At 66.8% G+C, this 24,908-nt stretch carries 35 protein-coding genes; 31 read left to right on the top strand and 4 right to left on the bottom strand.

Features of this window, described 5'->3' with window-relative positions; genetic code table 11:
- Window positions 1–38 precede the first annotated feature (38 nt).
- The 4 genes from rpsL (at window position 39) to tuf (ending at window position 4,395) form a co-directional block, all read left to right on the top strand.
- On the top strand, window positions 39–410 hold the full coding sequence (gene rpsL / locus OHS16_RS12305) for a 30S ribosomal protein S12 (protein ID WP_003948652.1): 372 nt from the start codon (window positions 39–41) through the stop codon (window positions 408–410).
- Window positions 411–412: 2 nt separating this feature from the next.
- On the top strand, window positions 413–883 hold the full coding sequence (gene rpsG, locus OHS16_RS12300) for a 30S ribosomal protein S7 (RefSeq protein ID WP_014047773.1): 471 nt from the start codon (window positions 413–415) through the stop codon (window positions 881–883).
- Window positions 884–921: 38 nt separating this feature from the next.
- Window positions 922–3,051 (top strand): elongation factor G, encoded by a 2,130-nt coding sequence (gene fusA, locus OHS16_RS12295; protein WP_328537223.1) that lies wholly within the window; start codon window positions 922–924, stop codon window positions 3,049–3,051.
- A gap of 150 nt (window positions 3,052–3,201) precedes the next feature.
- Window positions 3,202–4,395 (top strand): elongation factor Tu, encoded by a 1,194-nt coding sequence (gene tuf / locus OHS16_RS12290; protein WP_328537222.1) that lies wholly within the window; start codon window positions 3,202–3,204, stop codon window positions 4,393–4,395.
- A gap of 106 nt (window positions 4,396–4,501) precedes the next feature.
- On the opposite strand, the gene OHS16_RS12285 is transcribed toward tuf, so the two are convergent.
- On the bottom strand, window positions 4,502–6,535 hold the full coding sequence (locus tag OHS16_RS12285; RefSeq protein WP_328537221.1) for a PIG-L family deacetylase: 2,034 nt from the start codon (window positions 6,533–6,535) through the stop codon (window positions 4,502–4,504).
- Window positions 6,536–6,818: 283 nt separating this feature from the next.
- Between OHS16_RS12285 and gdhA the strand changes: the two genes are divergently transcribed.
- On the top strand, window positions 6,819–8,195 hold the full coding sequence (gene gdhA, locus OHS16_RS12280) for an NADP-specific glutamate dehydrogenase (protein ID WP_328540816.1): 1,377 nt from the start codon (window positions 6,819–6,821) through the stop codon (window positions 8,193–8,195).
- A gap of 96 nt (window positions 8,196–8,291) precedes the next feature.
- Here gdhA and OHS16_RS12275 read toward each other — a convergent pair whose 3' ends face one another.
- From OHS16_RS12275 to OHS16_RS12265, 3 genes are all read right to left on the bottom strand, one after another.
- On the bottom strand, window positions 8,292–8,696 hold the full coding sequence (locus OHS16_RS12275; RefSeq protein ID WP_328537220.1) for a hypothetical protein: 405 nt from the start codon (window positions 8,694–8,696) through the stop codon (window positions 8,292–8,294).
- 113 nt (window positions 8,697–8,809) lie between these two features.
- Window positions 8,810–10,060 (bottom strand): hypothetical protein, encoded by a 1,251-nt coding sequence (locus tag OHS16_RS12270; RefSeq protein ID WP_328537219.1) that lies wholly within the window; start codon window positions 10,058–10,060, stop codon window positions 8,810–8,812.
- 613 nt (window positions 10,061–10,673) lie between these two features.
- On the bottom strand, window positions 10,674–10,883 hold the full coding sequence (locus OHS16_RS12265) for an ATP-binding protein (RefSeq protein WP_443042602.1): 210 nt from the start codon (window positions 10,881–10,883) through the stop codon (window positions 10,674–10,676).
- Between the two features lie 594 nt (window positions 10,884–11,477).
- Between OHS16_RS12265 and rpsJ the strand changes: the two genes are divergently transcribed.
- The 26 genes from rpsJ (at window position 11,478) to rpmJ (ending at window position 24,855) form a co-directional block, all read left to right on the top strand.
- Window positions 11,478–11,786, top strand: coding sequence for a 30S ribosomal protein S10 (gene rpsJ / locus OHS16_RS12260; RefSeq protein WP_003948644.1), 309 nt, complete (start codon window positions 11,478–11,480; stop codon window positions 11,784–11,786).
- Window positions 11,787–11,799: 13 nt separating this feature from the next.
- Window positions 11,800–12,444 (top strand): 50S ribosomal protein L3, encoded by a 645-nt coding sequence (rplC, locus tag OHS16_RS12255; protein WP_250299280.1) that lies wholly within the window; start codon window positions 11,800–11,802, stop codon window positions 12,442–12,444.
- A gap of 7 nt (window positions 12,445–12,451) precedes the next feature.
- Complete coding sequence (rplD, locus tag OHS16_RS12250; protein ID WP_328537218.1) at window positions 12,452–13,105, top strand: 50S ribosomal protein L4; 654 nt, start codon at window positions 12,452–12,454, stop codon at window positions 13,103–13,105.
- A complete protein-coding gene (rplW, locus tag OHS16_RS12245; RefSeq protein WP_327295858.1) occupies window positions 13,105–13,428 on the top strand; it encodes a 50S ribosomal protein L23 in 324 nt (107 codons plus the stop codon). The genes rplD and rplW overlap by 1 nt, the downstream gene beginning before the upstream one ends.
- A 39-nt stretch (window positions 13,429–13,467) precedes the next feature.
- Complete coding sequence (rplB, locus tag OHS16_RS12240; protein ID WP_328537217.1) at window positions 13,468–14,304, top strand: 50S ribosomal protein L2; 837 nt, start codon at window positions 13,468–13,470, stop codon at window positions 14,302–14,304.
- Window positions 14,305–14,316: 12 nt separating this feature from the next.
- On the top strand, window positions 14,317–14,598 hold the full coding sequence (gene rpsS, locus OHS16_RS12235; RefSeq protein WP_164264446.1) for a 30S ribosomal protein S19: 282 nt from the start codon (window positions 14,317–14,319) through the stop codon (window positions 14,596–14,598).
- 41 nt (window positions 14,599–14,639) lie between these two features.
- Window positions 14,640–14,987 (top strand): 50S ribosomal protein L22, encoded by a 348-nt coding sequence (rplV, locus tag OHS16_RS12230; protein WP_006604878.1) that lies wholly within the window; start codon window positions 14,640–14,642, stop codon window positions 14,985–14,987.
- Window positions 14,987–15,829 carry a 30S ribosomal protein S3 gene (rpsC, locus tag OHS16_RS12225; protein WP_328537216.1) on the top strand — a complete coding sequence of 281 codons (843 nt, stop codon included), beginning with the start codon at window positions 14,987–14,989 and terminating at the stop codon, window positions 15,827–15,829. The genes rplV and rpsC overlap by 1 nt, the downstream gene beginning before the upstream one ends.
- Window positions 15,830–15,834: 5 nt before the next feature.
- The gene (gene rplP, locus OHS16_RS12220) at window positions 15,835–16,254 is read left to right on the top strand and encodes a 50S ribosomal protein L16 (protein ID WP_164264448.1); all 420 of its coding nucleotides are present in this window, start codon (window positions 15,835–15,837) and stop codon (window positions 16,252–16,254) included.
- The gene (gene rpmC / locus OHS16_RS12215) at window positions 16,254–16,478 is read left to right on the top strand and encodes a 50S ribosomal protein L29 (protein ID WP_028812369.1); all 225 of its coding nucleotides are present in this window, start codon (window positions 16,254–16,256) and stop codon (window positions 16,476–16,478) included. The genes rplP and rpmC overlap by 1 nt, the downstream gene beginning before the upstream one ends.
- Window positions 16,478–16,762: a 30S ribosomal protein S17 gene (gene rpsQ, locus OHS16_RS12210; protein ID WP_250299290.1), complete on the top strand. Its 285-nt coding sequence runs from the start codon at window positions 16,478–16,480 to the stop codon at window positions 16,760–16,762. The genes rpmC and rpsQ overlap by 1 nt, the downstream gene beginning before the upstream one ends.
- 106 nt (window positions 16,763–16,868) lie before the next feature.
- Window positions 16,869–17,237 (top strand): 50S ribosomal protein L14, encoded by a 369-nt coding sequence (rplN, locus tag OHS16_RS12205; protein ID WP_003966950.1) that lies wholly within the window; start codon window positions 16,869–16,871, stop codon window positions 17,235–17,237.
- A 2-nt stretch (window positions 17,238–17,239) separates the two neighbouring features.
- A complete protein-coding gene (gene rplX / locus OHS16_RS12200) occupies window positions 17,240–17,563 on the top strand; it encodes a 50S ribosomal protein L24 (protein ID WP_164264450.1) in 324 nt (107 codons plus the stop codon).
- Window positions 17,563–18,120: a 50S ribosomal protein L5 gene (rplE, locus tag OHS16_RS12195; RefSeq protein ID WP_164264451.1), complete on the top strand. Its 558-nt coding sequence runs from the start codon at window positions 17,563–17,565 to the stop codon at window positions 18,118–18,120. Before rplX ends, rplE begins: the two co-directional genes overlap by 1 nt.
- A gap of 2 nt (window positions 18,121–18,122) precedes the next feature.
- Window positions 18,123–18,308: a type Z 30S ribosomal protein S14 gene (locus tag OHS16_RS12190; RefSeq protein WP_024491590.1), complete on the top strand. Its 186-nt coding sequence runs from the start codon at window positions 18,123–18,125 to the stop codon at window positions 18,306–18,308.
- 241 nt (window positions 18,309–18,549) lie between these two features.
- Complete coding sequence (rpsH, locus tag OHS16_RS12185; RefSeq protein ID WP_328537215.1) at window positions 18,550–18,948, top strand: 30S ribosomal protein S8; 399 nt, start codon at window positions 18,550–18,552, stop codon at window positions 18,946–18,948.
- A 21-nt stretch (window positions 18,949–18,969) separates the two neighbouring features.
- Window positions 18,970–19,509, top strand: coding sequence for a 50S ribosomal protein L6 (gene rplF / locus OHS16_RS12180; RefSeq protein ID WP_328537214.1), 540 nt, complete (start codon window positions 18,970–18,972; stop codon window positions 19,507–19,509).
- A 3-nt stretch (window positions 19,510–19,512) separates the two neighbouring features.
- Window positions 19,513–19,896, top strand: coding sequence for a 50S ribosomal protein L18 (rplR, locus tag OHS16_RS12175; protein WP_164264454.1), 384 nt, complete (start codon window positions 19,513–19,515; stop codon window positions 19,894–19,896).
- Between the two features lie 46 nt (window positions 19,897–19,942).
- Complete coding sequence (gene rpsE / locus OHS16_RS12170) at window positions 19,943–20,545, top strand: 30S ribosomal protein S5 (protein WP_097866720.1); 603 nt, start codon at window positions 19,943–19,945, stop codon at window positions 20,543–20,545.
- Window positions 20,545–20,727: a 50S ribosomal protein L30 gene (gene rpmD, locus OHS16_RS12165; protein WP_328537213.1), complete on the top strand. Its 183-nt coding sequence runs from the start codon at window positions 20,545–20,547 to the stop codon at window positions 20,725–20,727. Before rpsE ends, rpmD begins: the two co-directional genes overlap by 1 nt.
- A gap of 1 nt (window position 20,728) precedes the next feature.
- Window positions 20,729–21,184 (top strand): 50S ribosomal protein L15, encoded by a 456-nt coding sequence (gene rplO, locus OHS16_RS12160; RefSeq protein WP_328537212.1) that lies wholly within the window; start codon window positions 20,729–20,731, stop codon window positions 21,182–21,184.
- A gap of 211 nt (window positions 21,185–21,395) precedes the next feature.
- The gene (gene secY, locus OHS16_RS12155) at window positions 21,396–22,709 is read left to right on the top strand and encodes a preprotein translocase subunit SecY (RefSeq protein ID WP_328537211.1); all 1,314 of its coding nucleotides are present in this window, start codon (window positions 21,396–21,398) and stop codon (window positions 22,707–22,709) included.
- Complete coding sequence (locus OHS16_RS12150; RefSeq protein WP_328537210.1) at window positions 22,709–23,365, top strand: adenylate kinase; 657 nt, start codon at window positions 22,709–22,711, stop codon at window positions 23,363–23,365. The genes secY and OHS16_RS12150 overlap by 1 nt, the downstream gene beginning before the upstream one ends.
- A gap of 95 nt (window positions 23,366–23,460) precedes the next feature.
- Window positions 23,461–24,315 (top strand): type I methionyl aminopeptidase, encoded by an 855-nt coding sequence (gene map, locus OHS16_RS12145; protein WP_328540815.1) that lies wholly within the window; start codon window positions 23,461–23,463, stop codon window positions 24,313–24,315.
- Window positions 24,316–24,457: 142 nt separating this feature from the next.
- Window positions 24,458–24,679: a translation initiation factor IF-1 gene (gene infA / locus OHS16_RS12140; protein ID WP_003956442.1), complete on the top strand. Its 222-nt coding sequence runs from the start codon at window positions 24,458–24,460 to the stop codon at window positions 24,677–24,679.
- A gap of 62 nt (window positions 24,680–24,741) precedes the next feature.
- Window positions 24,742–24,855, top strand: coding sequence for a 50S ribosomal protein L36 (rpmJ, locus tag OHS16_RS12135; protein WP_003956441.1), 114 nt, complete (start codon window positions 24,742–24,744; stop codon window positions 24,853–24,855).
- Window positions 24,856–24,908: the final 53 nt, after the last annotated feature.

Here is a 24,908-nt window from a genome sequence, read left to right as displayed (position 1 = left end):
TTAGTTTCACTACACGGCACACAGAAACCGGAGAAGTAGTGCCTACGATCCAGCAGCTGGTCCGGAAGGGCCGGCAGGACAAGGTCGAGAAGAACAAGACCCCTGCGCTCGAGGGTTCGCCCCAGCGCCGTGGCGTCTGCACCCGTGTCTTCACGACCACCCCGAAGAAGCCCAACTCGGCCCTCCGTAAGGTCGCGCGTGTTCGCCTGACCTCGGGGATCGAGGTCACGGCCTACATCCCGGGTGAGGGACACAACCTGCAGGAGCACTCCATCGTGCTCGTGCGTGGTGGCCGTGTGAAGGACCTGCCTGGTGTTCGCTACAAGATCATCCGCGGTTCCCTCGACACCCAGGGTGTCAAGAACCGCAAGCAGGCCCGCAGCCGCTACGGCGCCAAGAAGGAGAAGTAAGAATGCCTCGTAAGGGCCCTGCCCCGAAGCGCCCGGTCATCATCGACCCGGTCTACGGTTCTCCTCTTGTCACCTCGCTGATCAACAAGATCCTGCTCAACGGCAAGCGTTCCACTGCCGAGCGGATCGTGTACGGCGCCATGGAAGGCCTCCGCGAGAAGACCGGCGCTGACCCGGTCATCACGCTGAAGCGCGCTCTCGAGAACGTCAAGCCGTCTCTCGAGGTCAAGTCCCGCCGTGTCGGTGGCGCCACCTACCAGGTGCCGATCGAGGTCAAGCCCGGTCGCGCCGCCACCCTCGCGCTGCGCTGGGTCGTCGGTTACTCCCGCGCCCGTCGCGAGAAGACCATGACCGAGCGCCTCATGAACGAGCTGCTCGACGCGTCCAACGGTCTTGGCGCAGCCGTCAAGAAGCGTGAGGACACCCACAAGATGGCCGAGTCCAACAAGGCCTTCGCGCACTACCGCTGGTAGTCGCTACCCACCTCGAGACCGAGAGAAGATTGAGCCTTATGGCCACCACTTCGCTTGACCTGGCCAAGGTCCGCAACATTGGGATCATGGCCCACATCGACGCGGGCAAGACGACCACCACTGAGCGGATCCTCTTCTACACCGGTGTGAGCTACAAGATCGGTGAAGTCCACGACGGCGCTGCCACGATGGACTGGATGGAGCAGGAGCAGGAGCGCGGCATCACGATCACGTCTGCCGCGACGACCTGCCACTGGCCGCTCAACGATGTCGATCACACGATCAACATCATCGACACCCCGGGTCACGTCGACTTCACCGTCGAGGTGGAGCGTTCGCTCCGCGTCCTCGACGGCGCTGTCACCGTGTTCGACGGTGTCGCGGGCGTTGAGCCGCAGTCCGAGACCGTCTGGCGTCAGGCGGACCGCTACGGCGTGCCGCGTATCTGCTTCGTCAACAAGCTGGACCGTACCGGCGCCGAGTTCCACCGCTGCGTCGACATGATCGTCGACCGCCTCGGTGCGGTGCCGCTGGTCATGCAGCTCCCGATCGGCGCCGAAGGCGACTTCAAGGGTGTTGTCGACCTCGTGTCGATGAAGGCCTTTGTCTGGTCCGCCGAGGCGACCAAGGGCGAGATGTACGACGTCGTCGACATCCCGGACACGCACACCGAGGCGGCCGACGAGTGGCGCGGCAAGCTGCTCGAAGCCGTTTCGGAGAACGACGACGAGATGATGGAGCTGTACCTCGAGGGCCAGGAGCCCACCGAGGAGCAGCTGCACGCGGCGATCCGCCGGATCACCCTTGCTTCCAAGGGCTCTGCGGACTCCGTCACCGTCACCCCCGTCTTCTGCGGCACGGCCTTCAAGAACAAGGGTGTTCAGCCCCTGCTCGACGCGGTCGTCCGCTACCTGCCCTCCCCCCTGGACGTCGAGGCCATCGAAGGCCACGACGTCAAGGACCCCGAGGTCGTCGTCAAGCGCCAGCCGTCCGACGACGAGCCGTTCTCCGGTCTTGCGTTCAAGATCGCGAGCGACCCGCACCTCGGCAAGCTCACCTTCGTCCGGATTTATTCGGGCCGCCTCGAGGCCGGCACCGCGGTGCTGAACTCGGTCAAGGGCAAGAAGGAGCGCATCGGCAAGATCTACCGCATGCACGCGAACAAGCGTGAGGAGATCGCGTCGGTGGGCGCAGGCGACATCATCGCCGTGATGGGTCTCAAGCAGACCACCACCGGTGAGACGCTGTGCGACGACAAGCAGCCGGTGATCCTGGAGTCCATGGACTTCCCGGCGCCGGTCATCCAGGTCGCCATCGAGCCGAAGTCCAAGGGTGACCAGGAGAAGCTGGGTGTAGCCATCCAGCGGCTCTCGGAGGAGGACCCCTCCTTCCAGGTGCACTCCGACGAGGAGACCGGCCAGACCATCATCGGTGGTATGGGCGAGCTTCACCTCGAGGTGCTGGTCGACCGCATGCGTCGCGAGTTCCGCGTCGAGGCGAATGTCGGCAAGCCGCAGGTCGCCTACCGCGAGACGATCCGCAAGACCGTCGACCGCATCGACTACACGCACAAGAAGCAGACTGGTGGTACTGGCCAGTTCGCGAAGGTGCAGATCTCGATGGAGCCCATCGAGGGCGGCGACGCGTCGTACGAGTTCGTGAACAAGGTCACCGGTGGCCGCATCCCCCGTGAGTACATCCCCTCGGTGGACGCGGGCGCCCAGGAAGCCATGAAGTTCGGCATCCTGGCCGGTTACGAGATGGTGGGTGTCCGCATCACCCTTCTCGACGGTGGCTACCACGAGGTGGACTCCTCGGAGCTCGCCTTCAAGATCGCCGGTTCGCAGGCGTTCAAGGAGGGTGCCCGCAAGGCGTCCCCCGTGCTCCTCGAGCCGATGATGGCCGTCGAGGTCACCACGCCCGAGGACTACATGGGCGATGTGATCGGCGACCTCAACTCCCGCCGTGGCCAGATTCAGGCCATGGAGGAGCGCAGCGGCGCTCGCGTCGTGAAGGGCCTCGTGCCTCTTTCGGAGATGTTCGGCTACGTCGGAGACCTCCGCAGCAAGACCTCGGGTCGCGCAAGCTACTCGATGCAGTTCGACTCCTACGCCGAGGTTCCGCGGAACGTCGCCGAGGAGATCATCGCGAAGGCCAAGGGCGAGTAACTCTTCCGAGCTCACGCTTTAGGCTTATCACCGGAGCCACTGGGGCATTCAGCGCGCAATGTGCTGAATGCCCCGGGCCCCGGCATCCCAGCAAAGATCACCTGGCGCCGATGAAGCAAGGCGTACAGAACCACTCCGCAGGAGGACCCAGTGGCGAAGGCAAAGTTCGAGCGGACTAAGCCGCACGTCAACATCGGCACCATCGGTCACATTGACCACGGTAAGACGACCCTTACGGCCGCCATTACCAAGGTGCTTCATGACGCGTACCCGGACCTGAACGAGGCCTCGGCCTTCGACCAGATCGACAAGGCTCCTGAGGAGCGCCAGCGCGGTATCACGATCTCGATCGCGCACGTCGAGTACCAGACGGAGTCGCGTCACTACGCGCACGTCGACTGCCCGGGTCACGCCGACTACATCAAGAACATGATCACGGGTGCCGCGCAGATGGACGGCGCCATCCTCGTGGTCGCCGCCACCGACGGCCCGATGCCGCAGACCAAGGAGCACGTGCTCCTGGCCCGCCAGGTCGGCGTTCCGTACATCGTTGTCGCGCTGAACAAGGCCGACATGGTGGACGACGAGGAGATCCTTGAGCTCGTCGAGCTCGAGGTCCGTGAGCTCCTCTCCGAGTACGAGTTCCCGGGCGACGACGTTCCGGTCGTCAAGGTCTCGGCGCTCAAGGCGCTCGAGGGCGACAAGGAGTGGGGCCAGTCGGTCCTGAACCTGATGGCCGCCGTCGACGAGTCGATCCCGCAGCCCGAGCGTGACGTCGAGAAGCCGTTCCTGATGCCGATCGAGGACGTCTTCACGATCACCGGTCGTGGCACCGTCGTCACCGGTCGTATCGAGCGTGGTGTCCTCAAGGTCAACGAGACCGTTGACATCGTGGGCATCAAGCAGGAGAAGACCACCACCACGGTCACCGGCATCGAGATGTTCCGCAAGCTGCTCGACGAGGGCCAGGCCGGTGAGAACGTCGGTCTGCTCCTCCGTGGCATCAAGCGCGAGGACGTCGAGCGCGGCCAGGTCATCATCAAGCCCGGTTCGGTTACGCCGCACACCGAGTTCGTGGCCCAGGCCTACATCCTGTCGAAGGACGAGGGTGGCCGTCACACCCCCTTCTTCAACAACTACCGCCCGCAGTTCTACTTCCGTACCACGGACGTAACGGGCGTTGTGACCCTTCCCGAGGGCACCGAGATGGTCATGCCGGGCGACAACACCCTCATGAACGTCTCGCTGATCCAGCCCGTCGCCATGGAAGAGGGCCTGAAGTTCGCCATCCGTGAGGGTGGCCGGACCGTGGGCGCCGGCCAGGTCACCCAGATCGTCAAGTAATCACCTGACTGTCTGACCTGGTTGCTCCGCACAGAGCACCGAGCAGTACCAGAAGGGCCCCCGGCCCGCCGTTCGCGGCGGTGTCCGGGGGCCCTTCTGCGATGCGCTACACGGAACGGACCGGGCGCCAGATCCACGGCTGCGCCCCCGGCCCGAGCCCGGCGACGGCGGGTTCGCCGGCCGGGCCGCCCGACATGTGGAGCGCCGTACCCTCGAGCGGCACCGCCCCTTCGCGGCGGACCAGGACCCGTCCGTTCTGCAGCAGCCTGGTCCGCCCTCGGCCGTCCGGGCCCGGCAGTACGGGGGTGGCGGGGGCGGCGCCCGGATGCGTACCGCCGAGATGCACGGCTGCGATGCGGGACGAGGCGGGCTTCGGGTAGTAGACATCGACACCCCCGTCGGCTGCCGCGACCGCGGTGGGGAAGTCGCCGGGCAGCGGGAGGCCGGGCTCCTGAAGCCAGGAGAGCGGACCGCCGGGCGCGCTCTGGGCCCAGTGGTGCACGGTGTCCCGGCCGGCCGCGAAGACATGGACGAGTCCTGCCCCGTCCGCCACGGCCGAGAGCCCGTCCTGGATCTGACCGCCGCCGAGATCGCGCCAGCCGCCCCAGCGGCCCGCCGCGTCACGCACCCGGGAACTGATGCCCTGGGACGCGTTGCGCACGAAGAGGTGGACCCGTCCATCGGGTGCGGTGACCGTGACCGGGACCCCGATCCGTCGTCCGCTGTCCGGGTCGGTCTCCGGGTTGCCGAGACCGGTCCAGGCGGCGAACTCCCCTCCGGGTGCGCGCTGTTGGAGAAGTACGACCTCGCGGGTGTTGGCGGCGCCGTGTCCGGCGAGCGAGGAGAAGCGCAGACCGAAGAGCAGTTGCGTGCCGTCGGCGAGGGCCGTCCCGCCGAGTGCGGGTGCCAGGGGCCCGCCACCGAGGTCGTCGGGCGGCCCCCACTGGCCGCTGCCCGGTGCCGTCTCCCGCCAGCGAACCGCGCGCAGACCGAGGACCCCGTAGCCGACGAGGCGGCCGTCCTTCTCCGTGGCCAGGACGGGCCGCGGCCCCGGATAGCGGTAGTGGGTGGAGCGGACCCAGCCCTTCTTGTTGGTCAGGGGACGGCGCCCGCCCACGTTGTAGTCGCCGCAGCCGCCCTGGTTCCCGCACTCCCACGCGGCGCTGCCGCCGTAGGGCACCAGATGCGAGGCCTTCTCCCGGACCACCTGGGGCGACAGGTTCTTCGGCCAGTGACGGTTGTAGTAGCCCCGGTACGCCGTGGTGACGAAGGCCGGTACCTCGCCGCCTCCGCCGGTGGCCTCGGCGACCCAGCGGATCAGCGCGGCCCAGCTGAAGGAGGCGGTGGCGGTGTGGTCGGCGTGGTCCGAGTAGCCGACCTGCTCGCTGTCCTTGCGGCGCACCGCGGTGGGGCTGTGCTGGATGTCCGGATCGGGGTCCAGGGTGTGCACGACGGTCGGCCGGTACTGGCTCAGCAGCCCGGTGAGCACATCCACCAGCGCGTCATAGGTGTACGGCTTCGCTGTCTGCAGCGGGGATCCCTCGGCGATGACGGTACGCAGGTCGAGCCCGCGGTACGCCCAGAGCGACGGCAGGCCGAGGTGCCCGCGAGCCGTGTGCATGGCGAGGTCGAGGAAGATGAGCTCGACCCGGCGACCGCCCCTGTCCAGCGTATTGATCTCGGCCTGGTGACCGCCCCGCAGTTCGGTGACGCCCTTGGTCCACGGTGTGTAGGGAGCCAGACCGAGCAGCGCCGCATACGCCTGGCGCAACCCCTGGTGGCGGGCCGACGAATAGGCGGGCTTGTCGGGGCGCGGGCGCGGACGGCCGGCTATCGCGTTGATGCCGTTGGCCTCGCCCGCGGTCACGTACACGCAGACCAGCGGGGTGCCGGAGTCGAGCATCCGCTGGGTGTCCGGGTTCATGAAGTACAGGTCGTCGTCCGGGTGGGCGAGTATCTGCATCAGCCGCTCGTGCCGGGCTATCGATATCGCCTTGCCCGGCAGCGGATCGGCTGCCCGGGTGCCGCGGCGCGGGGCCTCGGGGACGGAACAGGCGGTGAGCGCCGTGGAAGCGGCGGCGCTGCCGAACGCTGCCAGCAGAAGCCGTCTGGACAGGCCGGGTTGATGTGCCGCGCGCATGATGGTGCTCCGTCCGATCCCCCCGCACGGGCCGTCCCATGCGCTCCCGGTCTGGTTGACGGAGTTGCCCGCGCGGTGGTTGTCCCGCCCATCGGACACACGGCGAGAGCTGCGACACATGCCGGGCCGCCAGGACCCGGATACCTGGCATCGTGACCGATGAGCGCCAGGCCTCTCGCTTGAGCGGTACCCCAGAGGGCAGACTGAGGCCGCCGGCCGCCTGCCCGTACCGCTCACGGGCGGCCGTCGCACGCGCCGGACAGAAAGGGACACCGCTGTGACACTGCCTCCCTCGACTTCGTCGACCACGTCGAAGTCCTCGAAGGACAGGCTCGCTTCGCTGCGCGCCGAGATCGAGCACCGTAATCCTGCCCAGCCCGAGTTCCACCAGGCCGTCCATGAGGTGCTGGAGACTCTCGCGCCGGTACTCACCGCGCGTGAGGACTACGCACAGGCAGGGATCGTCGAGCGTCTCTGTGAGCCCGAGAGGCAGATCATCTTCCGGGTTCCCTGGCAGGACGACCGGGGGAAGGTACACGTCAACAGGGGCTTCCGGGTGGAGTTCAACAGCGCCCTCGGTCCCTACAAGGGCGGTCTGCGCTTTCACCCCAGCGTCAACCTGGGCATTGTGAAGTTCCTCGGCTTCGAGCAGATCTTCAAGAACGCCCTGACCGGACTGGGCATCGGCGGCGGCAAGGGCGGCAGCGACTTCGACCCGCGCGGCCGCTCCGACTCCGAGGTGATGCGCTTCTGCCAGTCGTTCATGACCGAGCTGCAGCGCCATATCGGCGAGCACACCGACGTCCCGGCCGGTGACATCGGGGTCGGCGGCCGGGAGATCGGCTACCTGTTCGGCCAGTACCGGCGGATCACCAACCGCTGGGAAGCGGGCATCCTCACCGGCAAGGGCCTGTCCTGGGGCGGCTCCGCGATCCGCCCGGAGGCGACCGGCTACGGCAACGTGTACTTCGCCGCCGAGATGCTGAAGCGGCGCGGCGAGGACCTGCAGGGGCAGACGGCCGTCGTGTCGGGCTCAGGCAACGTCGCCCTCTACACCATCGAGAAGCTCAGGGCCCTCGGCGCGAATCCGCTCACCTGCTCCGACTCCGGCGGCTACGTGGTGGACGAGAAGGGCATCGATGTCGCGCTGCTCAAGCAGATCAAGGAGGTCGAACGAGGCCGCGTCAGCGAGTACGCGGAACGGCGAGGTGAGTCCGCGCGCTACATCCCCGGCGGCAGCGTCTGGGACGTGCCCGCCGACATCGCGCTCCCGTCGGCCACCCAGAACGAGCTCGGCACCGATGCCGCGGCAGCTCTGATCCGTAACGGTGTGAAGGCCGTGTCCGAGGGCGCGAACATGCCCACCACGCCCGACGCCGTGCACCTGTTGCAGGAAGCGGGTGTCGCCTTCGGACCGGGCAAGGCCGCGAACGCGGGCGGGGTCGCGGTCAGCGCGCTGGAAATGCGGCAGAACGCCGCCCGTGACTCCTGGGCGCCCGAGCGGGTCGAGGAGGAGCTGGTCCGGATCATGCGGGACATCCACCACACCTGCTACGAGACGGCCGAGCGGTACGGCGCCCCCGGCAACTACGTGGCCGGAGCCAACATCGCCGGATTCGAACGGGTCGCGGACTCGATGCTGGCGCAGGGGGTCATCTGACCGAGACCGGGGAGGGTGCCGTGGGATCCGCTGCTGGGTGAGTCCCATGGCACCCTCACCGCGTACGGGGGCAGAAAAGGGCCGCGGGAAGAGCCCTCAGCGGCTCGCCTGCCCCGGCTCGGAGTAGTCGGGGCTTGCCTTCTGGACGGAGCCCGCCTTCTGGACGGCGCCCGCCGTCCGGAGGGTTCCTGCCTCGCGGACGAAGTCGGCGCGGGCGGCCGCCGGGTTGTTGTACGAGTGGGTGCGGACGGCCGTCCGCCCGTCCGGGAGGCGCACCGGCACCCGCTCGATGTACCCCTCCGCCTCCAGCTCGTCCATCGCGGCGGCGATCTCGTCCCGCCCCTCGGTGAACCGGTGATCGAGCGTGTCGATGTCCACCGGTGCGCCACCGGGCAGCATCTGGATGTATGTCGCGAGGCCGATCGCCGTCATCGACAGCCCGGGGTGCTGGGCGAGGTAATTGCTGATGATCGTGAAACCGGGCTGCGGGGATGCGGTCATCCTGGTCACTCCGTAGGGGGTCGACGAACGACGTTCCTGGCGGACTTCGCCTGCTGCCGTCGACCCGAACGTGCCACCTCAACCGGCCGGGCGAACAGTGGAGTTGTTCGAGTTCACCCGTGTGAGTGACGCGCGGGCGGTGGGGGCCCGCACTCTCCTGCGGGCGCTCGGCCGTCATGCTGGGCGGCCCCGGCGCGTGCTGTGGCAGTCGATGCCTGCCCGTGGAGGGCGGTGTCCGGTGCGGAGGGAGCGCGTGCCGGGCGTCCCGACGGGGTGAGCGTCGCCTGCCGCGCCTCCAGGCCGGAGCGGCAGGCGTGGCAGCGGCCCGGTGCGGGGGCCCTGAACGCGTGGTCGCAGTTGTCGCAGTTCTGGAGGGGGTCCGGACGTTCAGCTGCCCGCGTGGACCGGACAGCGGGGAGCGGGGGTGGCAGGAGGGCAGTCAGACGGTGGGCGAGGAGGGCTGCGGGGTGGTTGAGGGATTCGGGGAGGTTGGCGGTGAGGGCGTGGCGCACGGCGTCGGGGTGGGTGTCGCGTTCGAGCCACGCGGCGACAGCGGGGGTGAGGCGGCGGATGTCCTGCTCGGCGAGGAGCATGCGGGGTTCGTGACGGCGCAGGCCGGCGAGGAGGACGGCGGCGGCGCGGTGGTGTTCCCCATCGTGGAGCTGCGGCCGGGGGAGCGGTGCGCGGGCTCCGGCGCGGGTGTGAGCCGGTGGTGCGGCGGCCTCTGCGGACGGTTTCGGCGTGGCGGGTGCTGCGGCGCGGGGTGAGGTGGAGGCGGTGGCTTCCGCGTGCGGCTGGAGCGCGTCGGCGAGGGTGGTGCCCGGTGTGGATGACGGTTGTGCAGGCACAGGCGCGGGGTAGGGGGCCGGTGCCGGTACGGGCGCCGGTGCCGTGGCTGCGGACCCTGGGGCCGGGCGGCGAGGGCCGGGCGACGGCTCGGGTGCTGTGGTCGGGCCGGATGTGGGCGGTCCTGCCGTGGTGGGGGCGGCAGCGGCGCGGGGCTGGTTGTAGGAGACGGTGCGGGTGATGACGCGGCCGTTCGGCAGCCGTTCCCGGGTGCGTCGCAGGTATCCGTGGGCTTCGAGTTCGCGTAGTCCGGCGGCGATGCGGGTCTCGCTGTCCGGGTAGCGCTCGGCGATGGCCTTGATGCCGACCCTGGCTCCGGCGGGCAGCGACTGGATGTGCGTGGCCAGTCCGACGGCCAGAAGCGTGAGCTCGCGGTGCTGGGCGAGGTGGTTGCCGATGACGGTGTAGTGGCTGTGGTGCCGGGCGTTGGAGTGCACAACACCACCGGACGCCGAAGTGGCGCCCCCGCGAACGGGGGACTGGGCGCGCGAGGGCGCGCTAATCTGCTGGGTATCCATCGGGAAGCCTCTTACTTCCTCGGTGGTCAGGCCCTCGATCGGGATTGCGAGTCCCGGCCGGGGGCCGTCGCATGTCTGGAGTTGTCAGGGGCGAGCATATGCCAGCCAACCCACCGCGAATCCAGCCTAATTGGCCAACATCACCCATGCGGGTGATGACGGCGGGGTGGGGTGGGGAACGGTGATTTCCCTGGTTCTTTGAGGACGTCTTTCCTTTGGTCTTTGATGGCGCGGGGTACCGCGTCGCGGTCGACCGGGTCGTGGATAACCGCGATCCGGCGGAGGCGGTCACGACGCGAGATCGACCTCCGCCCGGACGACCTCGCGTGGGTAAGGGCGCCGGCGTCACACCACGGCGGTCGGCGGACGCTTCGACGATCAGCAGGCCGCGTCCGGACTTGGTGGGGCCGGCGGGCACCGCCGTAAAAATCCGTGAGCAGTTCTCGGTGGTGTGTGCACGGCCCGCTCAACTGAGCCCGCAGTGCACACACCAGGCACGAGTATTCACGTTTTTTGGCGCCCCCTGGGCCCCACCGGCCGGGTCGGCGTTCGGAGGTGCCCGGCCCCGCTTCTTCGAGGCCCTGGCGGAAGCCGTGATCCGGTGTGAGGGGTGTCACGGCAGAAGGTCCAGCTCGGCCCAGACGGCTTTTCGGGGCGGGCATCCCGGCGGGACGCCCCAGCGGTCGGCGTACGCCTCGACGATCAGCAGTCCCCGACCGTGCTCCGCGTCACCGCCCGGCGCGGAGGCCGTACCGGGGCCGGGCGGGAGATGTTCGCCCCGCGCGTCGCTCACCCCGATCCGCAGGAGCGTGCCGCTGCGCACGGTGAGGCTCAGGGGCGGTGGCCGGCGGACGGGCGAGCCTGGCCCCCGCCGGATCGCCGGATCGCGCTGCCGCTGCGCGGCGGGGCGGCTGCCCGCCCCGCGCGGTGAGTCCGGCGACGGGGTAGCGGCGGTCCGGCATATGACCGGGGTGCCCCGTTCGCCCGGCGCGGTGACACCGCGGGACGTGCGCCGCGTTTGACCGGCGGACACCGGGGAGTAGGATCTCCCGCCCGATTGGCCAGGGCCAGGGCTGCTATGGCAGACTATCGGGGTTGCTCGGTTGAGTGCCGATGCTGCACGCCTCCCGTCGGGAGGACTGGAAGCAAGTCCCACAGTACTCGTCGCCCCAACTGCCGTAAGGCAGCGCTGAGGCGGACGTACGGGAATCTTCCGGGAAGTGTCAGCGGGGCGCCGACCAGGCACCCGGTGGGTGTTCACCCCCGGCCTGCGGTCTCGGCCCGCACCCCTTGGTTGGGAAATCCTTCGGGAGATCTACGTAGAGGGAATGCGACACGCCCGACCGCGTGGGTCGGAGGAGATCGCAGTACCCCCCGGGTCCCAGAGCGTTACGAGAGACAGGACTACTGAGTAGCCATGGCGGGACAGAAGATCCGCATCCGGCTCAAGGCCTACGACCACGAGGTCATCGACTCTTCGGCGAAGAAGATCGTCGAGACGGTGACGCGCACTGGTGCGTCGGTCGCAGGCCCGGTGCCGCTGCCCACTGAGAAGAACGTGTACTGCGTCATCAAGTCGCCGCACAAGTACAAGGACTCGCGCGAGCACTTCGAGATGCGCACGCACAAGCGCCTCATCGACATCCTCGACCCCACGCCGAAGACAGTTGACTCGCTCATGCGTCTCGACCTGCCGGCTGGTGTCGACATCGAGATCAAGCTCTGAGGTGACGCGCGAGATGACTAAGAACATCAAGGGCGTCCTGGGCGAGAAGCTCGGCATGACCCAGGTCTGGGACGAGAACAACCGGGTTGTCCCGGTGACCGTCGTCAAGGCTGGGCCGTGCGTCGTGACGCAGGTCCGTACGAACGACATCGACGGCTACGAGTCGGTCCAGATCGCCTTCGGCGAGATCGACCCGCGCAAGGTGAACAAGCCCCTCAAGGGCCACTTCGCCAAGGCCGACGTGACTCCGCGCCGCCACCTGGTGGAGCTCCGCACCCCTGACGCCAGCGAGTACACGCTGGGCCAGGAGATCACTGCTCAGGTGTTCGAGTCCGGCATCAAGGTTGATGTCACGGGCAAGAGCAAGGGCAAGGGCTTCGCCGGTGTCATGAAGCGCCACAACTTCAAGGGTGGCAAGGCTTCCCACGGTGCCCACCGAGTGCACCGTAAGCCCGGCTCCATCGGTGGCTGTGCCACCCCTGGCCGTGTCTTCAAGGGCATGCGCATGGCGGGCCGCATGGGCAACGAGCGGGTCACCACCCAGAACCTGACCGTCCACGCCGTTGACGCGGAGAAGGGTCTGCTGCTCATCAAGGGCGCAGTCCCCGGTCCGAACGGCGGCCTCGTCCTGGTCCGTACCGCGGCCAAGGGGGCTTGAGGAACCGATGAGCACCATTGACATCCTTTCGCCGGCAGGCGACAAGGCCGGGACCGTCGAGCTCCCCGCGGAGATCTTCGACGCCAAGGTCAGCATTCCGCTGATCCACCAGGTCGTTGTCGCACAGCTGGCCGCGGCCCGACAGGGCACGCACAAGACCAAGACCCGCGGTGAAGTCCGTGGTGGCGGTAAGAAGCCTTACCGTCAGAAGGGCACCGGCCGCGCGCGCCAGGGTTCGACCCGTGCGCCGCAGTTCGCCGGCGGTGGCGTCGTCCACGGCCCGCAGCCGCGTGACTACTCGCAGCGGACCCCCAAGAAGATGAAGGCTGCCGCTCTTCGCGGTGCCCTCTCCGACCGGGCCCGTAACGCTCGCATCCACGTCGTTTCCGGCGTGGTCGAGGGCGCAGCGTCCACGAAGGCCGCCAAGTCCCTGCTGGGCAAGGTCAGTGAGCGCAAGCACGTGCTCCTGGTCGCCGAGCGTTCGGACGAGGCCGCGTGGCTCTCCGCCCGCAACCTGCCCCAGGTGCACCTCCTGGAGCCGGGCCAGCTGAACACGTACGACGTGCTCGTCTCCGATGACGTGGTCTTCACCAAGGCCGCCTTCGAGTCCTTCGTGTCTGGCCCCAAGGCCACCACTGAGACCGAAGGGAGCGACGTCTGATGGCTGAGGCGACCGTTACCAGCAAGACCTTCACGGACCCGCGTGACGTCCTCGTCAAGCCGGTTGTTTCCGAGAAGAGCTACGCGCTGCTCGACGAGAACAAGTACACGTTCATCGTCGCGCCGGGCTCCAACAAGACCCAGATCAAGCAGGCCGTGGAAGCGGTCTTCTCGGTCAAGGTCACCGGAGTCAACACGATCAACCGCCAGGGCAAGCGCAAGCGCACCCGCACCGGGTTCGGAAAGCGCGCTGACACCAAGCGCGCCATTGTGACCCTTGCCGAGGGCGACCGTATCGACATCTTCGGCGGCCCGGTCTCCTAACGGAGTCCGAGTCGTCCGGAATCGGACGAGGACTGAGAAATGGGTATCCGCAAGTACAAGCCGACGACCCCGGGCCGTCGTGGCTCCAGCGTCGCCGACTTTGTCGAGATCACGCGGTCCACGCCGGAGAAGTCGCTGGTTCGCCCTCTGCACAGCAAGGGCGGCCGTAACAACACCGGCCGGATCACCGTTCGCCACCAGGGTGGCGGACACAAGCGTGCCTTCCGTGTGATCGACTTCCGTCGTCACGACAAGGACGGCGTGCCGGCCAAGGTCGCGCACATCGAGTACGACCCGAACCGCACCGCGCGCATCGCGCTGCTGCACTACGCAGACGGCGAGAAGCGCTACATCCTCGCCCCGGCCAAGCTCGGCCAGGGCGACAGGGTGGAGAACGGCGCGGGCGCCGACATCAAGCCCGGTAACAACCTGCCGCTGCGCAACATCCCGGTGGGTACGACCGTGCACGCCATCGAGATGCGTCCCGGCGGCGGAGCGAAGATCGCCCGTTCCGCGGGTGCTTCGGTACAGCTGCTCGCGAAGGAAGGCGCCATGGCGCACCTTCGTATGCCGTCCGGTGAGGTTCGCCTGGTCGACATCCGCTGCCGCGCCACCATCGGCGAGGTCGGCAATGCCGAGCAGTCGAACATCAACTGGGGCAAGGCCGGCCGTATGCGCTGGAAGGGCGTTCGCCCCTCCGTTCGCGGTGTCGCGATGAACCCGGTCGACCACCCGCACGGTGGTGGTGAGGGCAAGACTTCAGGTGGTCGCCACCCGGTCAGCCCGTGGGGTCAGAAGGAGGGTCGTACTCGCTCGCCGAAGAAGGCTTCGAGCAAGTACATCGTCCGCCGCCGCAAGTCGAACAAGAAGCGCTAGGAGCGGGTTTAGATGCCGCGTAGTCTCAAGAAGGGGCCTTTCGTCGACGGACACCTTGTCAAGAAGGTGGACGTACAGAACGAAGCAGGCACCAAGAACGTCATCAAGACCTGGTCCCGGCGCTCGATGATCATCCCGGACATGCTGGGACACACCATCGCGGTGCACAACGGCAAGATCCACGTCCCGGTGTTCGTCACCGAGTCGATGGTCGGCCACAAGCTCGGCGAGTTTGCGCCGACCCGCACCTTCCGCGGCCACGTCAAGGACGACCGCAAGTCGAAGCGCCGCTAAGGCGGGGTGCGAAGACTATGAACGACACCGAAGGGACAACCATGGAAGCCAGGGCCCAGGCGCGGTACATCCGCGTCACGCCCATGAAGGCCCGCCGCGTGGTGGACCTTATCCGTGGCATGGATGCCACGGAGGCTCAGGCGGTCCTGCGTTTCGCCCCGCAGGCCGCGAGCGTGCCGGTCGGCAAGGTGCTTGACAGCGCCATTGCCAACGCCGCACACAACTACGACCACACCGACGCCGGCAGCCTCGTCATTTCTGAGGCGTACGTCGACGAGGGCCCGACCCTGAAGCGGTTCCGTCCGCGCGCCCAGGGCCGTGCCTACCGGATCCGCAAGCGGACCAGCCACATCACCGTGGTCGTCAGCAGCAAGGAAGGAACCCGGTAATGGGCCAGAAGGTTAACCCGCACGGGTTCCGGCTCGGCATCACCACGGACTTCAAGTCCCGCTGGTACGCCGACAAGCTGTACAAGGACTACGTCAAGGAAGACGTTGCCATTCGTCGCATGATGACGAAGGGCATGGAGCGCGCCGGTATCTCGAAGGTTGAGATCGAGCGCACCCGCGACCGCGTCCGCGTCGACATCCACACCGCTCGTCCGGGCATCGTCATCGGCCGCCGCGGCGCCGAGGCCGACCGCATCCGCGGCGAGCTGGAGAAGCTGACCGGCAAGCAGGTCCAGCTCAACATCCTCGAGGTCAAGAACCCCGAGGTGGACGCTCAGCTGGTGGCCCAGGCCGTCGCCGAGCAGCTGTCCTCCCGTGTCTCCTTCCGTCGCGCCATGCGTAAGAGCATGCAGTCGACGATGAAGGCCGGCGCCAAGGGCATCAAGATCCAGTGCGGTGGCCGTCTCGGCGGCGCCGAGATGTCCCGTTCGGAGTTCTACCGCGAGGGCCGTGTGCCCCTGCACACGCTCCGCGCGAACGTGGACTACGGCTTCTTCGAGGCCAAGACGACCTTCGGCCGTATCGGCGTGAAGGTCTGGATCTACAAGGGCAATGTCAAGAACATCGCCGAGGTCCGCGCCGAGAACGCTGCGGCCCGTGCCGGCAACCGTCCGGCCCGTGGCGGCGGCAACGACCGTCCGGCCGGCGGCCGCGGTGGTCGTGGTGGCGAGCGTGGCGGCCGCGGCCGCAAGCCGCAGCAGTCCGCACCGGCAGCCGAGGCCCCCAAGGCCGACGCTCCCGCAGCGGCTGCTCCGGCTGAGAGCACCGGAACGGAGGCCTGACCGACATGCTGATCCCTCGTAGGGTCAAGCACCGCAAGCAGCACCACCCCAAGCGCAGCGGTATGGCGAAGGGTGGCACTGAGGTCGCATTCGGTGAGTACGGCATCCAGGCTCTGACGCCGGCGTACGTGACGAACCGTCAGATCGAAGCTGCTCGTATCGCGATGACCCGCCACATCAAGCGTGGCGGCAAGGTCTGGATCAACATCTACCCGGACCGTCCGCTCACCAAGAAGCCTGCTGAGACCCGCATGGGTTCCGGTAAGGGTTCCCCCGAGTGGTGGATCGCGAACGTCAAGCCCGGTCGGGTGATGTTCGAGCTGTCCTACCCGAACGAGAAGGTCGCTAAGGAGGCGCTCACCCGCGCCGCCCACAAGCTTCCGATGAAGTGCCGCATTGTGCGGCGCGAGGCAGGTGAGTCGTGATGGCGGCCGGTACCAAGGCGACCGAGCTGCGTGAGCTGAACGACGAGGATCTCGTCGCGAAGCTCCGTGAGGCCAAGGAAGAGCTGTTCAACCTCCGCTTCCAGGCGGCGACCGGGCAGCTCGAGAATCACGGTCGGCTCAAGTCCGTCCGTAAGGACATCGCCCGGATCTACACCCTGATGCGTGAGCGCGAGCTGGGCATCGAGACGGTGGAGAGCGCCTGATGAGCGAGAAGAATGTGACTGAGACGACTGAGCAGCGCGGTTTCCGCAAGACCCGTGAGGGTCTCGTCGTCAGCGACAAGATGGACAAGACCGTCGTCGTCGCTGTCGAGGACCGCGTCAAGCACGCCCTGTACGGCAAGGTCATCCGCCGTACGAACAAGCTCAAGGCGCATGACGAGGCCAACGCCGCAGGCGTGGGCGACCGTGTTGTCATCATGGAGACGCGGCCGCTTTCCGCGACGAAGCGCTGGCGCATCGTCGAGATCCTCGAGAAGGCCAAGTAATAACCCCTGAGCTCATCGCTCAGGTCAGTTCCGCCAGGCTCGGTGGGGGCTCCGCTGGTAACAGCGGAGCCCCGGCCGGGAACCGGCAGACGATCAGGAGATAGACGTGATCCAGCAGGAGTCGCGACTTCGCGTCGCCGACAACACGGGTGCGAAGGAAATTCTCACCATTCGTGTTCTCGGTGGCTCGGGTCGCCGCTACGCGGGTATCGGTGATGTCATCGTCGCCACCGTCAAGGACGCGATCCCCGGCGGCAACGTGAAGAAGGGTGACGTCGTCAAGGCGGTCATCGTTCGCACCGTCAAGGAGCGTCGTCGTCAGGACGGCTCGTACATCCGCTTCGACGAGAACGCCGCCGTCATTCTGAAGAACGACGGCGACCCCCGCGGCACCCGTATCTTCGGCCCGGTGGGCCGTGAGCTGCGCGAGAAGAAGTTCATGAAGATCATCTCGCTCGCGCCGGAGGTGCTGTAAGCATGAAGATCAAGAAGGGCGACCTGGTTCAGGTCATCACCGGTAAGGACCGCGGCAAGCAGGGCAAGGTCATCGTTGCCTACCCCACGCAGAACCGTGTCCTCGTCGAGGGTGTCAACCGGGTCAAGAAGCACACCAAGGCCGGTCAGACCGCTCGCGGTTCGCAGACCGGTGGCATCGTGACGACCGAAGCCCCTGTCCACGTCAGCAACGTTCAGCTGGTTGTGGAGAAGGACGGCAAGAAGGTCGTCACCCGCGTCGGTTACCGCTTCGATGACGAGGGCAACAAGATCCGCGTTGCCAAGCGGACTGGTGAGGACATCTGATGACTGCCACCACTGCGCCGCGTCTCAAGACGCGCTACCGCGAGGAAATCGCCGGCAAGCTGCGTGAGGAGTTCTCCTACGAGAACGTCATGCAGATTCCCGGTCTCGTAAAGATCGTGGTCAACATGGGTGTGGGCGACGCCGCCCGCGACTCCAAGCTGATCGACGGTGCCATCAAGGACCTCACCACGATCACCGGCCAGAAGCCGGCCGTGACCAAGGCCCGCAAGTCGATCGCGCAGTTCAAGCTGCGCGAGGGGCAGCCGATCGGCTGCCACGTCACCCTCCGCGGTGACCGCATGTGGGAGTTCCTGGACCGTACGCTGTCGCTCGCGCTTCCGCGTATCCGTGACTTCCGTGGCCTGTCGCCGAAGCAGTTCGACGGCCGTGGCAACTACACCTTCGGTCTCACGGAGCAGGTCATGTTCCACGAGATCGACCAGGACAAGATCGACCGGGTCCGGGGCATGGACATCACCGTGGTCACCACGGCGACCAATGACGACGAGGGTCGTGCCCTCCTTCGTCACCTCGGCTTCCCGTTCAAGGAGAACTGACCGTGGCGAAGAAGTCTCTGATCGCTAAGGCCGCCCGTAAGCCGAAGTTCGGCGTCCGCGGGTACACCCGTTGCCAGCGCTGCGGCCGGCCCCACTCCGTCTACCGCAAGTTCGGCCTGTGCCGCGTGTGCCTTCGTGAGATGGCTCACCGTGGCGAGCTGCCGGGCGTGACCAAGAGCTCCTGGTAATTCCCTTCACCCGCAGGCCGTTGAGGCCCGCGGACCTGATCGGAACCAGCCAGGACTCTCGGTAAGTATCTGGTCGGCAGAGGCCCACCCCCGCATGCCGTAGGCTTGCAGGGTTGGGCGTCTGCCGCCCGAGACCGACTTACTACGCCGTAGGTCCCCGCACCGCACCCGTCCCGCCACTGAGTGGGGAGAGGGATGGCGCATACAGGAAACCCCGGCGAGAGAGGCCGAAGGCCAATTCATGACCATGACTGATCCCATCGCAGACATGCTCACGCGTCTGCGCAACGCAAACTCGGCGTACCACGACTCCGTCGTGATGCCGCACAGCAAGATCAAGTCGCACATCGCGGAGATCCTCCAGCAGGAGGGCTTCATCACCGGCTGGAAGACCGAGGACGCCGAGGTCGGCAAGAACCTCGTTCTCGAGCTGAAGTTCGGCCCGAACCGCGAGCGCTCGATCGCCGGCATCAAGCGGATCTCGAAGCCGGGTCTGCGTGTGTACGCGAAGTCCACCAGCCTGCCGAAGGTTCTCGGCGGCCTGGGCGTGGCGATCATCTCCACGTCCCACGGTCTCCTGACCGGCCAGCAGGCAAGCAAGAAGGGCGTAGGTGGGGAAGTCCTCGCCTACGTCTGGTAGTCGGGAACGGAGGAAAAGCTAATGTCGCGAATCGGCAAGCTCCCCATCCAGGTTCCCGCCGGTGTGGACGTCACCATCGACGGCCGCACGGTTGCGGTGAAGGGCCCCAAGGGTTCCCTCACGCACACCGTTGCCGCGCCGATCGAGGTCACCAAGGGCGAGGACGGCGTTCTGAACGTCGTGCGTCCGAACGACGAGCGTCAGAACAAGGCCCTTCACGGCCTGTCCCGCACGCTGGTGGCGAACATGATCACCGGCGTGACCACGGGTTACGTCAAGGCGCTCGAGATCAGCGGAGTCGGTTACCGCGTCCAGGCGAAGGGCTCCAACCTGGAGTTCGCCCTGGGCTACAGCCACCCGATCATCGTTGAGGCCCCCGAGGGCATCACCTTCAAGGTCGAGTCGCCCACGAAGCTCAGCGTCGAGGGCATCGACAAGCAGAAGGTCGGCGAGGTCGCCGCTAACATCCGCAAGCTGCGGAAGCCCGACCCGTACAAGGCCAAGGGCGTCAAGTACGCCGGCGAGGTTATCCGCCGCAAGGTCGGAAAGGCGGGTAAGTAAGCCATGGCATACGGTGTGAAGATCGCCAAGGGCGACGCGTACAAGCGCGCTGCCATCAAGCGCCGCCACGTCCGCGTCCGCAAGCACGTCTCCGGTACGCCGGAGCGTCCGCGCCTGGTCGTGACGCGTTCCAACCGCAACATCGTTGCGCAGGTCATCGACGACATCGCGGGCCACACGCTCGCTTCGGCGTCGACCCTGGACACCTCGATCCGTGGTGGCGAGGGCGACAAGAGCGCCCAGGCACAGCAGGTCGGCGCGCTCGTCGCAGAGCGCGCGAAGGCCGCGGGTGTCGAGGCTGTCGTGTTCGACCGTGGTGGCAACAGGTACGCCGGGCGCATTGCCGCTCTGGCTGACGCCGCCCGCGAAGCCGGGCTGAAGTTCTAGGCCCCGGTTCCGGGACTAACGGACGTAACAGAGAGAGGTAAATCCAATGGCTGGACCCCAGCGCCGCGGAAGCGGTGCCGGTGGCGGCGAGCGGCGGGACCGGAAGGGTCGCGACGGTGGCGCTGCCGCCGAGAAGACCGCTTACGTTGAGCGCGTAGTCGCGATCAACCGCGTTGCCAAGGTTGTCAAGGGTGGTCGTCGTTTCAGCTTCACCGCGCTGGTCGTGGTGGGCGACGGTGACGGCACCGTAGGTGTCGGATACGGCAAGGCCAAGGAAGTTCCCGCGGCCATCGCCAAGGGCGTTGAAGAGGCCAAGAAGAGCTTCTTCAAGGTTCCGCGTATCCAGGGCACGATTCCTCACCCGATCACGGGCGAGAAGGCTGCGGGCGTTGTCCTGCTCAAGCCTGCTTCCCCCGGTACCGGCGTTATCGCCGGTGGTCCGGTGCGTGCCGTGCTCGAGTGCGCCGGCGTCCACGACATTCTGTCGAAGTCGCTCGGCTCGTCGAACGCGATCAACATCGTGCACGCGACCGTGGCAGCCCTGCAGGGTCTGCAGCGCCCCGAGGAGATCGCGGCTCGCCGTGGTCTGCCCCTCGAGGACGTTGCTCCCGCGGCTCTGCTCCGTGCGCGTGCCGGGGCTGGTGCGTAATGGCACAGCTCAAGATCACGCAGACGAAGTCGTACATCGGTAGCAAGCAGAACCACCGCGACACCCTGCGTTCGCTCGGGCTCAAGCGCCTGCACGACGTGGTTGTCAAGGAGGACCGCCCCGAGTTCCGCGGAATGGTTCACACCGTCCGCCACCTCGTGACGGTTGAGGAGGTCGACTGACATGGCGGAGAACAACCCGCTGAAGGTCCACAACCTCCGGCCCGCCCCGGGCGCCAAGACCGCCAAGACCCGTGTGGGTCGTGGTGAGGCGTCCAAGGGTAAGACCGCAGGTCGTGGTACCAAGGGCACCAAGGCCCGTTACCAGGTTCCGCAGCGCTTCGAGGGTGGCCAGATGCCCCTCCACATGCGCCTGCCGAAGCTCAAGGGCTTCAAGAACCCGTTCCGCACCGAGTTCCAGGTCGTGAACCTGGACAAGCTCGCCGACCTCTACCCGCAGGGTGGAGAGGTCACGGTGGCCGATCTGGTCGCCAAGGGTGCGGTTCGCAAGAACAGCCTCGTCAAGGTCCTGGGCCAGGGCGAGATCTCGGTGGCGCTGACGGTTTCGGTTGACGCCGTCTCCGGCTCCGCCAAGGAGAAGATTGCCGCTGCCGGCGGCACCGTCACCGAGCTCGTCTGAGACGACTCGATGGCCTGAACACCCAACCGGGGATGTCCTTTTGAAAGGGCATCCCCGGTTGGTCGTTCCTAGGGGGGCAGGGTCGCCGGTATGGTGGCGTCCACTGTCTGTATCCGTGCGGCACAGCCGCACGGCTTTTGACTGATACGAATTCATCGATCCTCAAGACCGTCACCCTTGACGCAGACGCGCCGGGGTCGCAGGAGGCACCGTGCTCACCGCGTTCGCCCGAGCGTTCAAGACGCCCGACCTGCGCAAGAAGCTGCTGTTCACACTCGCCATCATCGTGATCTACCGGCTCGGGACGCATGTCCCGATCCCGGGCGTGGACTACACGAACGTCCAGACGTGTATGGACCAGACGAAGACCAACCAGGGTCTGTTCGGGCTGGTCAACATGTTCAGTGGTGGCGCACTGTTGCAGATCACCATCTTCGCGCTCGGCATCATGCCGTACATCACGGCGAGCATCATCCTGCAGCTGCTGACCGTGGTGATCCCACGGCTGGAAGCCCTGAAGAAGGAGGGGCAGTCGGGTACGGCGAAGGTGACGCAGTACACGCGTTACCTGACCGTGGCGCTCGCCATCCTTCAGGGCACCGGCCTGGTGGCGACCGCCCGTACCGGCGCGCTGTTCGGCAACTGCCCCGTAGCCAACCAGATCGTGCCGGACCAGTCGATCTTCATCACGGTCACCATGGTCATCTGCATGACCGCGGGCACCTGTGTGGTCATGTGGCTCGGTGAGCTCGTGACCGACCGCGGCATCGGCAACGGCATGTCGATCCTGATGTTCGTCTCGATCGCGGCCGGCTTCCCCGGCGCGCTGTGGGCCGTCAAGCAGCAGGGCAAGCTCGCCGGCGGCTGGATCGAGTTCGGCGCCGTGATCATCGTGGGTCTGGCCATGGTCGGCCTCGTCGTCTTCGTCGAGCAGGCCCAGCGCAGGATCCCCGTCCAGTACGCGAAGCGCATGATCGGCCGCCGGGCCTACGGGGGTACGTCCACGTACATCCCGCTCAAGGTCAACCAGGCGGGTGTGATCCCGGTCATCTTCGCGTCGTCGCTGCTCTACATCCCCGGTCTGATCGTCCAGTTCAGCGGTTCCACCGCCGGCTGGGCGACCTGGGTGAAGGACAATCTGGTCAAGGGTGACCACCCTGCTTACATCGTCACGTACTTCCTGTTGATCGTCTTCTTCGCCTTCTTCTATGTGGCGATCTCGTTCAACCCCGAGGAAGTCGCCGACAACATGAAGAAGTATGGTGGCTTCATCCCGGGCATCCGGGCTGGCCGACCGACCGCTGAGTACCTGAGCTACGTGCTCAATCGGATCACCTGGCCGGGGTCGCTGTATCTGGGTGTTATCGCTCTTGTCCCAACGATGGCGTTGGTGGGCTTCGGCGCGAACCAGAACTTCCCGTTCGGCGGGACGAGCATCCTGATCATCGTGGGTGTGGGTCTGGAGACCGTGAAGCAGATCGAGAGCCAGCTCCAGCAGCGTAATTACGAAGGGTTCCTCCGCTGATGCGTATCGTCCTCGTCGGACCGCCCGGGGCGGGCAAGGGCACGCAGGCTGCGTACCTTGCCAAGAACCTGGCGATCCCGCACATCTCCACGGGCGACCTCTTCCGTGCCAACATCAGTCAGGGCACGGAGCTGGGCAAGCAGGCCAAGGCGTTCATGGACGCCGGCAACCTGGTGCCCGACGAGGTCACCATCGGGATGGCGCAGGACCGCATGTCCCAGCCCGACGCCGAGGGGGGTTTCCTCCTCGACGGCTTTCCGCGGAACGTCCCGCAGGCCCAGGCGCTCGACGAGGCGCTGAAGGCCGACGGACAGAAGCTGGACGCGGTGCTGGACCTCGAGGTCCCCGAGGACGAGGTCGTGAAGCGGATCGCCGGCCGGCGGATCTGCCGCAACGACTCGAGCCACGTCTTCCACGTGGAGTACAGCGCGCCGAAGCAGCAGGGCGTCTGCGACACCTGTGGGGGCGAGCTCTACCAGCGCGGTGACGACACCGAGGAGACGGTCCGCCGCCGCCTGGAGGTCTACCACGCCGAGACCGAGCCGATCATCGACCACTACAAGGCCCAGGGCCTGGTGGTCACGATCTCCGCGCTCGGCAAGGTCACCGAGGTGACCGAGCGGGCCATGGAGGCCCTCAGGGCCGGACAGGCCTGACGCACAGTACGTATGCATACGGCCGCGGTGTCCCCAGGACGCCGCGGCCGTACTGTTGAGCACACAGAACCGGTTCGATGCGGAAGGCAATTTCGATGGTGGAGATCAAGACTCCCGAGCAGATCGCGAAGATGCGTGAGGCGGGACTGGTCGTCGCCGCGATCCACGCAGCGACCCGTGAGGCCGCTGTGCCCGGCGCCACCACGCACGATCTGGACCAGGTGGCACGCAAGGTGCTCGCCGACCACGGCGCCCAGCCGAACTTCCTCGGGTACGGCGGTTTCCCCGCCACCATCTGCACCTCGGTGAACGAGGTCGTGGTCCACGGCATCCCCGACGAGAAGACCGTCCTCAAGGACGGCGACATCATCTCGATCGACTGCGGAGCGATCATCGACGGCTGGCACGGCGACGCCGCCTACACCGCCTTCGTCGGCACCGGGCACGCACCGGAGCTGGTCGAGCTCTCCCGGGTGACCGAGGAGTCGATGTGGGCGGGTATCGCCGCGATGAAGAAGGGCGGCCGGCTCACCGAGGTCTCCAGGGCGATCGAGGGCTACATCCGGCGCCAGCCCCGCCCGGCCTCCGGCAAGTACGGGATCATCGAGGACTACGGCGGCCACGGCATCGGCTCCGAGATGCACATGGACCCGCATCTGCTGAACTACGTCGACAAGCGCCGCCTCGTCGGCCGGCACAATCCGAAGCTGGTGCCCGGCTTCTGCCTGGCCATCGAGCCGATGGTCTCGCTCGGCACGCCCCGCACCGAGGTGCTCGACGACGACTGGACCGTCATCACCACGGACGGGACCTGGTCCTCGCACTGGGAGCACTCGATCGCACTCACCGATGAGGGGCTGATCGTGCTCACCGCCCCGGACGGCGGCAAGGCGAAGCTGGCCGAGCTGGGAGTCACCACGGCCCCGGATCCCCTCGACACCCGTGCATAAAGATCTCCGCAGCCGGGCATTCTCCCTCGATTCGTCTTTCCGGATGCCCTGACGTAGACTGACTCGTCGGCTCCGGTGTACCCGCATGTCTGCATGCGTGCTGCACGGAGCTGATCAAGGTAGCCGATTCGAAGGGCGAAGCGTGGCCAAGAAGCAAGGTGCCATCGAAATCGAGGGCACCGTGATCGAGTCCCTCCCGAACGCCATGTTCAAGGTGGAACTTCAGAACGGTCACAAGGTCCTAGCGCACATCAGCGGCAAGATGCGTATGCACTACATCCGCATCCTCCCGGATGACCGGGTCGTCGTGGAGCTGTCTCCTTACGACCTGACGCGTGGTCGGATCGTCTACCGCTACAAGTAGATCTTGCCCGCATTCCGCTTCACGGCGGCGTGATGGCACCGACCCGGAGAACCTGACATCCCATGAAGGTCAAGCCGAGCGTCAAGAAGATCTGCGACAAGTGCAAGGTGATCCGCCGTCACGGTCGGGTCATGGTCATCTGCGACAACCTGCGCCACAAGCAGCGCCAGGGCTGAAGCACGACCTGCACCTCGCAGTTCTTCGCGCGACGCACGTAAATACGTACATA

The organism is Streptomyces sp. NBC_00344 (genome assembly GCF_036088315.1).
Classification (GTDB): domain Bacteria; phylum Actinomycetota; class Actinomycetes; order Streptomycetales; family Streptomycetaceae; genus Streptomyces.
The sequence above is the reverse complement of the archived record's forward strand: the minus strand, read 5'-3'. Positions and strand labels throughout refer to the sequence as shown.

Excerpts from the sequence above, each read along its gene's own strand:
- rpsG (WP_014047773.1), top strand. The coding sequence starts at position 413 with ATGCCTCGTAAGGGCCCTGCCCCGAAGCGCCCGGTCATCATCGACCCG.
- fusA (WP_328537223.1), top strand. The coding sequence starts at position 922 with ATGGCCACCACTTCGCTTGACCTGGCCAAGGTCCGCAACATTGGGATC.
- OHS16_RS12285 (WP_328537221.1), bottom strand. The coding sequence starts at position 6,535 with ATGCGCGCGGCACATCAACCCGGCCTGTCCAGACGGCTTCTGCTGGCA.
- OHS16_RS12275 (WP_328537220.1), bottom strand. The coding sequence starts at position 8,696 with ATGACCGCATCCCCGCAGCCCGGTTTCACGATCATCAGCAATTACCTC.
- OHS16_RS12270 (WP_328537219.1), bottom strand. The coding sequence starts at position 10,060 with ATGGATACCCAGCAGATTAGCGCGCCCTCGCGCGCCCAGTCCCCCGTT.
- rpsJ (WP_003948644.1), top strand. The coding sequence starts at position 11,478 with ATGGCGGGACAGAAGATCCGCATCCGGCTCAAGGCCTACGACCACGAG.
- rplC (WP_250299280.1), top strand. The coding sequence starts at position 11,800 with ATGACTAAGAACATCAAGGGCGTCCTGGGCGAGAAGCTCGGCATGACC.
- rplD (WP_328537218.1), top strand. The coding sequence starts at position 12,452 with ATGAGCACCATTGACATCCTTTCGCCGGCAGGCGACAAGGCCGGGACC.
- rplW (WP_327295858.1), top strand. The coding sequence starts at position 13,105 with ATGGCTGAGGCGACCGTTACCAGCAAGACCTTCACGGACCCGCGTGAC.
- rplB (WP_328537217.1), top strand. The coding sequence starts at position 13,468 with ATGGGTATCCGCAAGTACAAGCCGACGACCCCGGGCCGTCGTGGCTCC.
- rpsS (WP_164264446.1), top strand. The coding sequence starts at position 14,317 with ATGCCGCGTAGTCTCAAGAAGGGGCCTTTCGTCGACGGACACCTTGTC.
- rplV (WP_006604878.1), top strand. The coding sequence starts at position 14,640 with ATGGAAGCCAGGGCCCAGGCGCGGTACATCCGCGTCACGCCCATGAAG.
- rpsC (WP_328537216.1), top strand. The coding sequence starts at position 14,987 with ATGGGCCAGAAGGTTAACCCGCACGGGTTCCGGCTCGGCATCACCACG.
- rplP (WP_164264448.1), top strand. The coding sequence starts at position 15,835 with ATGCTGATCCCTCGTAGGGTCAAGCACCGCAAGCAGCACCACCCCAAG.
- rpmC (WP_028812369.1), top strand. The coding sequence starts at position 16,254 with ATGGCGGCCGGTACCAAGGCGACCGAGCTGCGTGAGCTGAACGACGAG.
- rpsQ (WP_250299290.1), top strand. The coding sequence starts at position 16,478 with ATGAGCGAGAAGAATGTGACTGAGACGACTGAGCAGCGCGGTTTCCGC.
- rplX (WP_164264450.1), top strand. The coding sequence starts at position 17,240 with ATGAAGATCAAGAAGGGCGACCTGGTTCAGGTCATCACCGGTAAGGAC.
- rplE (WP_164264451.1), top strand. The coding sequence starts at position 17,563 with ATGACTGCCACCACTGCGCCGCGTCTCAAGACGCGCTACCGCGAGGAA.
- rpsH (WP_328537215.1), top strand. The coding sequence starts at position 18,550 with ATGACCATGACTGATCCCATCGCAGACATGCTCACGCGTCTGCGCAAC.
- rplF (WP_328537214.1), top strand. The coding sequence starts at position 18,970 with ATGTCGCGAATCGGCAAGCTCCCCATCCAGGTTCCCGCCGGTGTGGAC.
- rplR (WP_164264454.1), top strand. The coding sequence starts at position 19,513 with ATGGCATACGGTGTGAAGATCGCCAAGGGCGACGCGTACAAGCGCGCT.
- rpsE (WP_097866720.1), top strand. The coding sequence starts at position 19,943 with ATGGCTGGACCCCAGCGCCGCGGAAGCGGTGCCGGTGGCGGCGAGCGG.
- rpmD (WP_328537213.1), top strand. The coding sequence starts at position 20,545 with ATGGCACAGCTCAAGATCACGCAGACGAAGTCGTACATCGGTAGCAAG.
- rplO (WP_328537212.1), top strand. The coding sequence starts at position 20,729 with ATGGCGGAGAACAACCCGCTGAAGGTCCACAACCTCCGGCCCGCCCCG.
- OHS16_RS12150 (WP_328537210.1), top strand. The coding sequence starts at position 22,709 with ATGCGTATCGTCCTCGTCGGACCGCCCGGGGCGGGCAAGGGCACGCAG.
- map (WP_328540815.1), top strand. The coding sequence starts at position 23,461 with ATGGTGGAGATCAAGACTCCCGAGCAGATCGCGAAGATGCGTGAGGCG.
- rpmJ (WP_003956441.1), top strand. The coding sequence starts at position 24,742 with ATGAAGGTCAAGCCGAGCGTCAAGAAGATCTGCGACAAGTGCAAGGTG.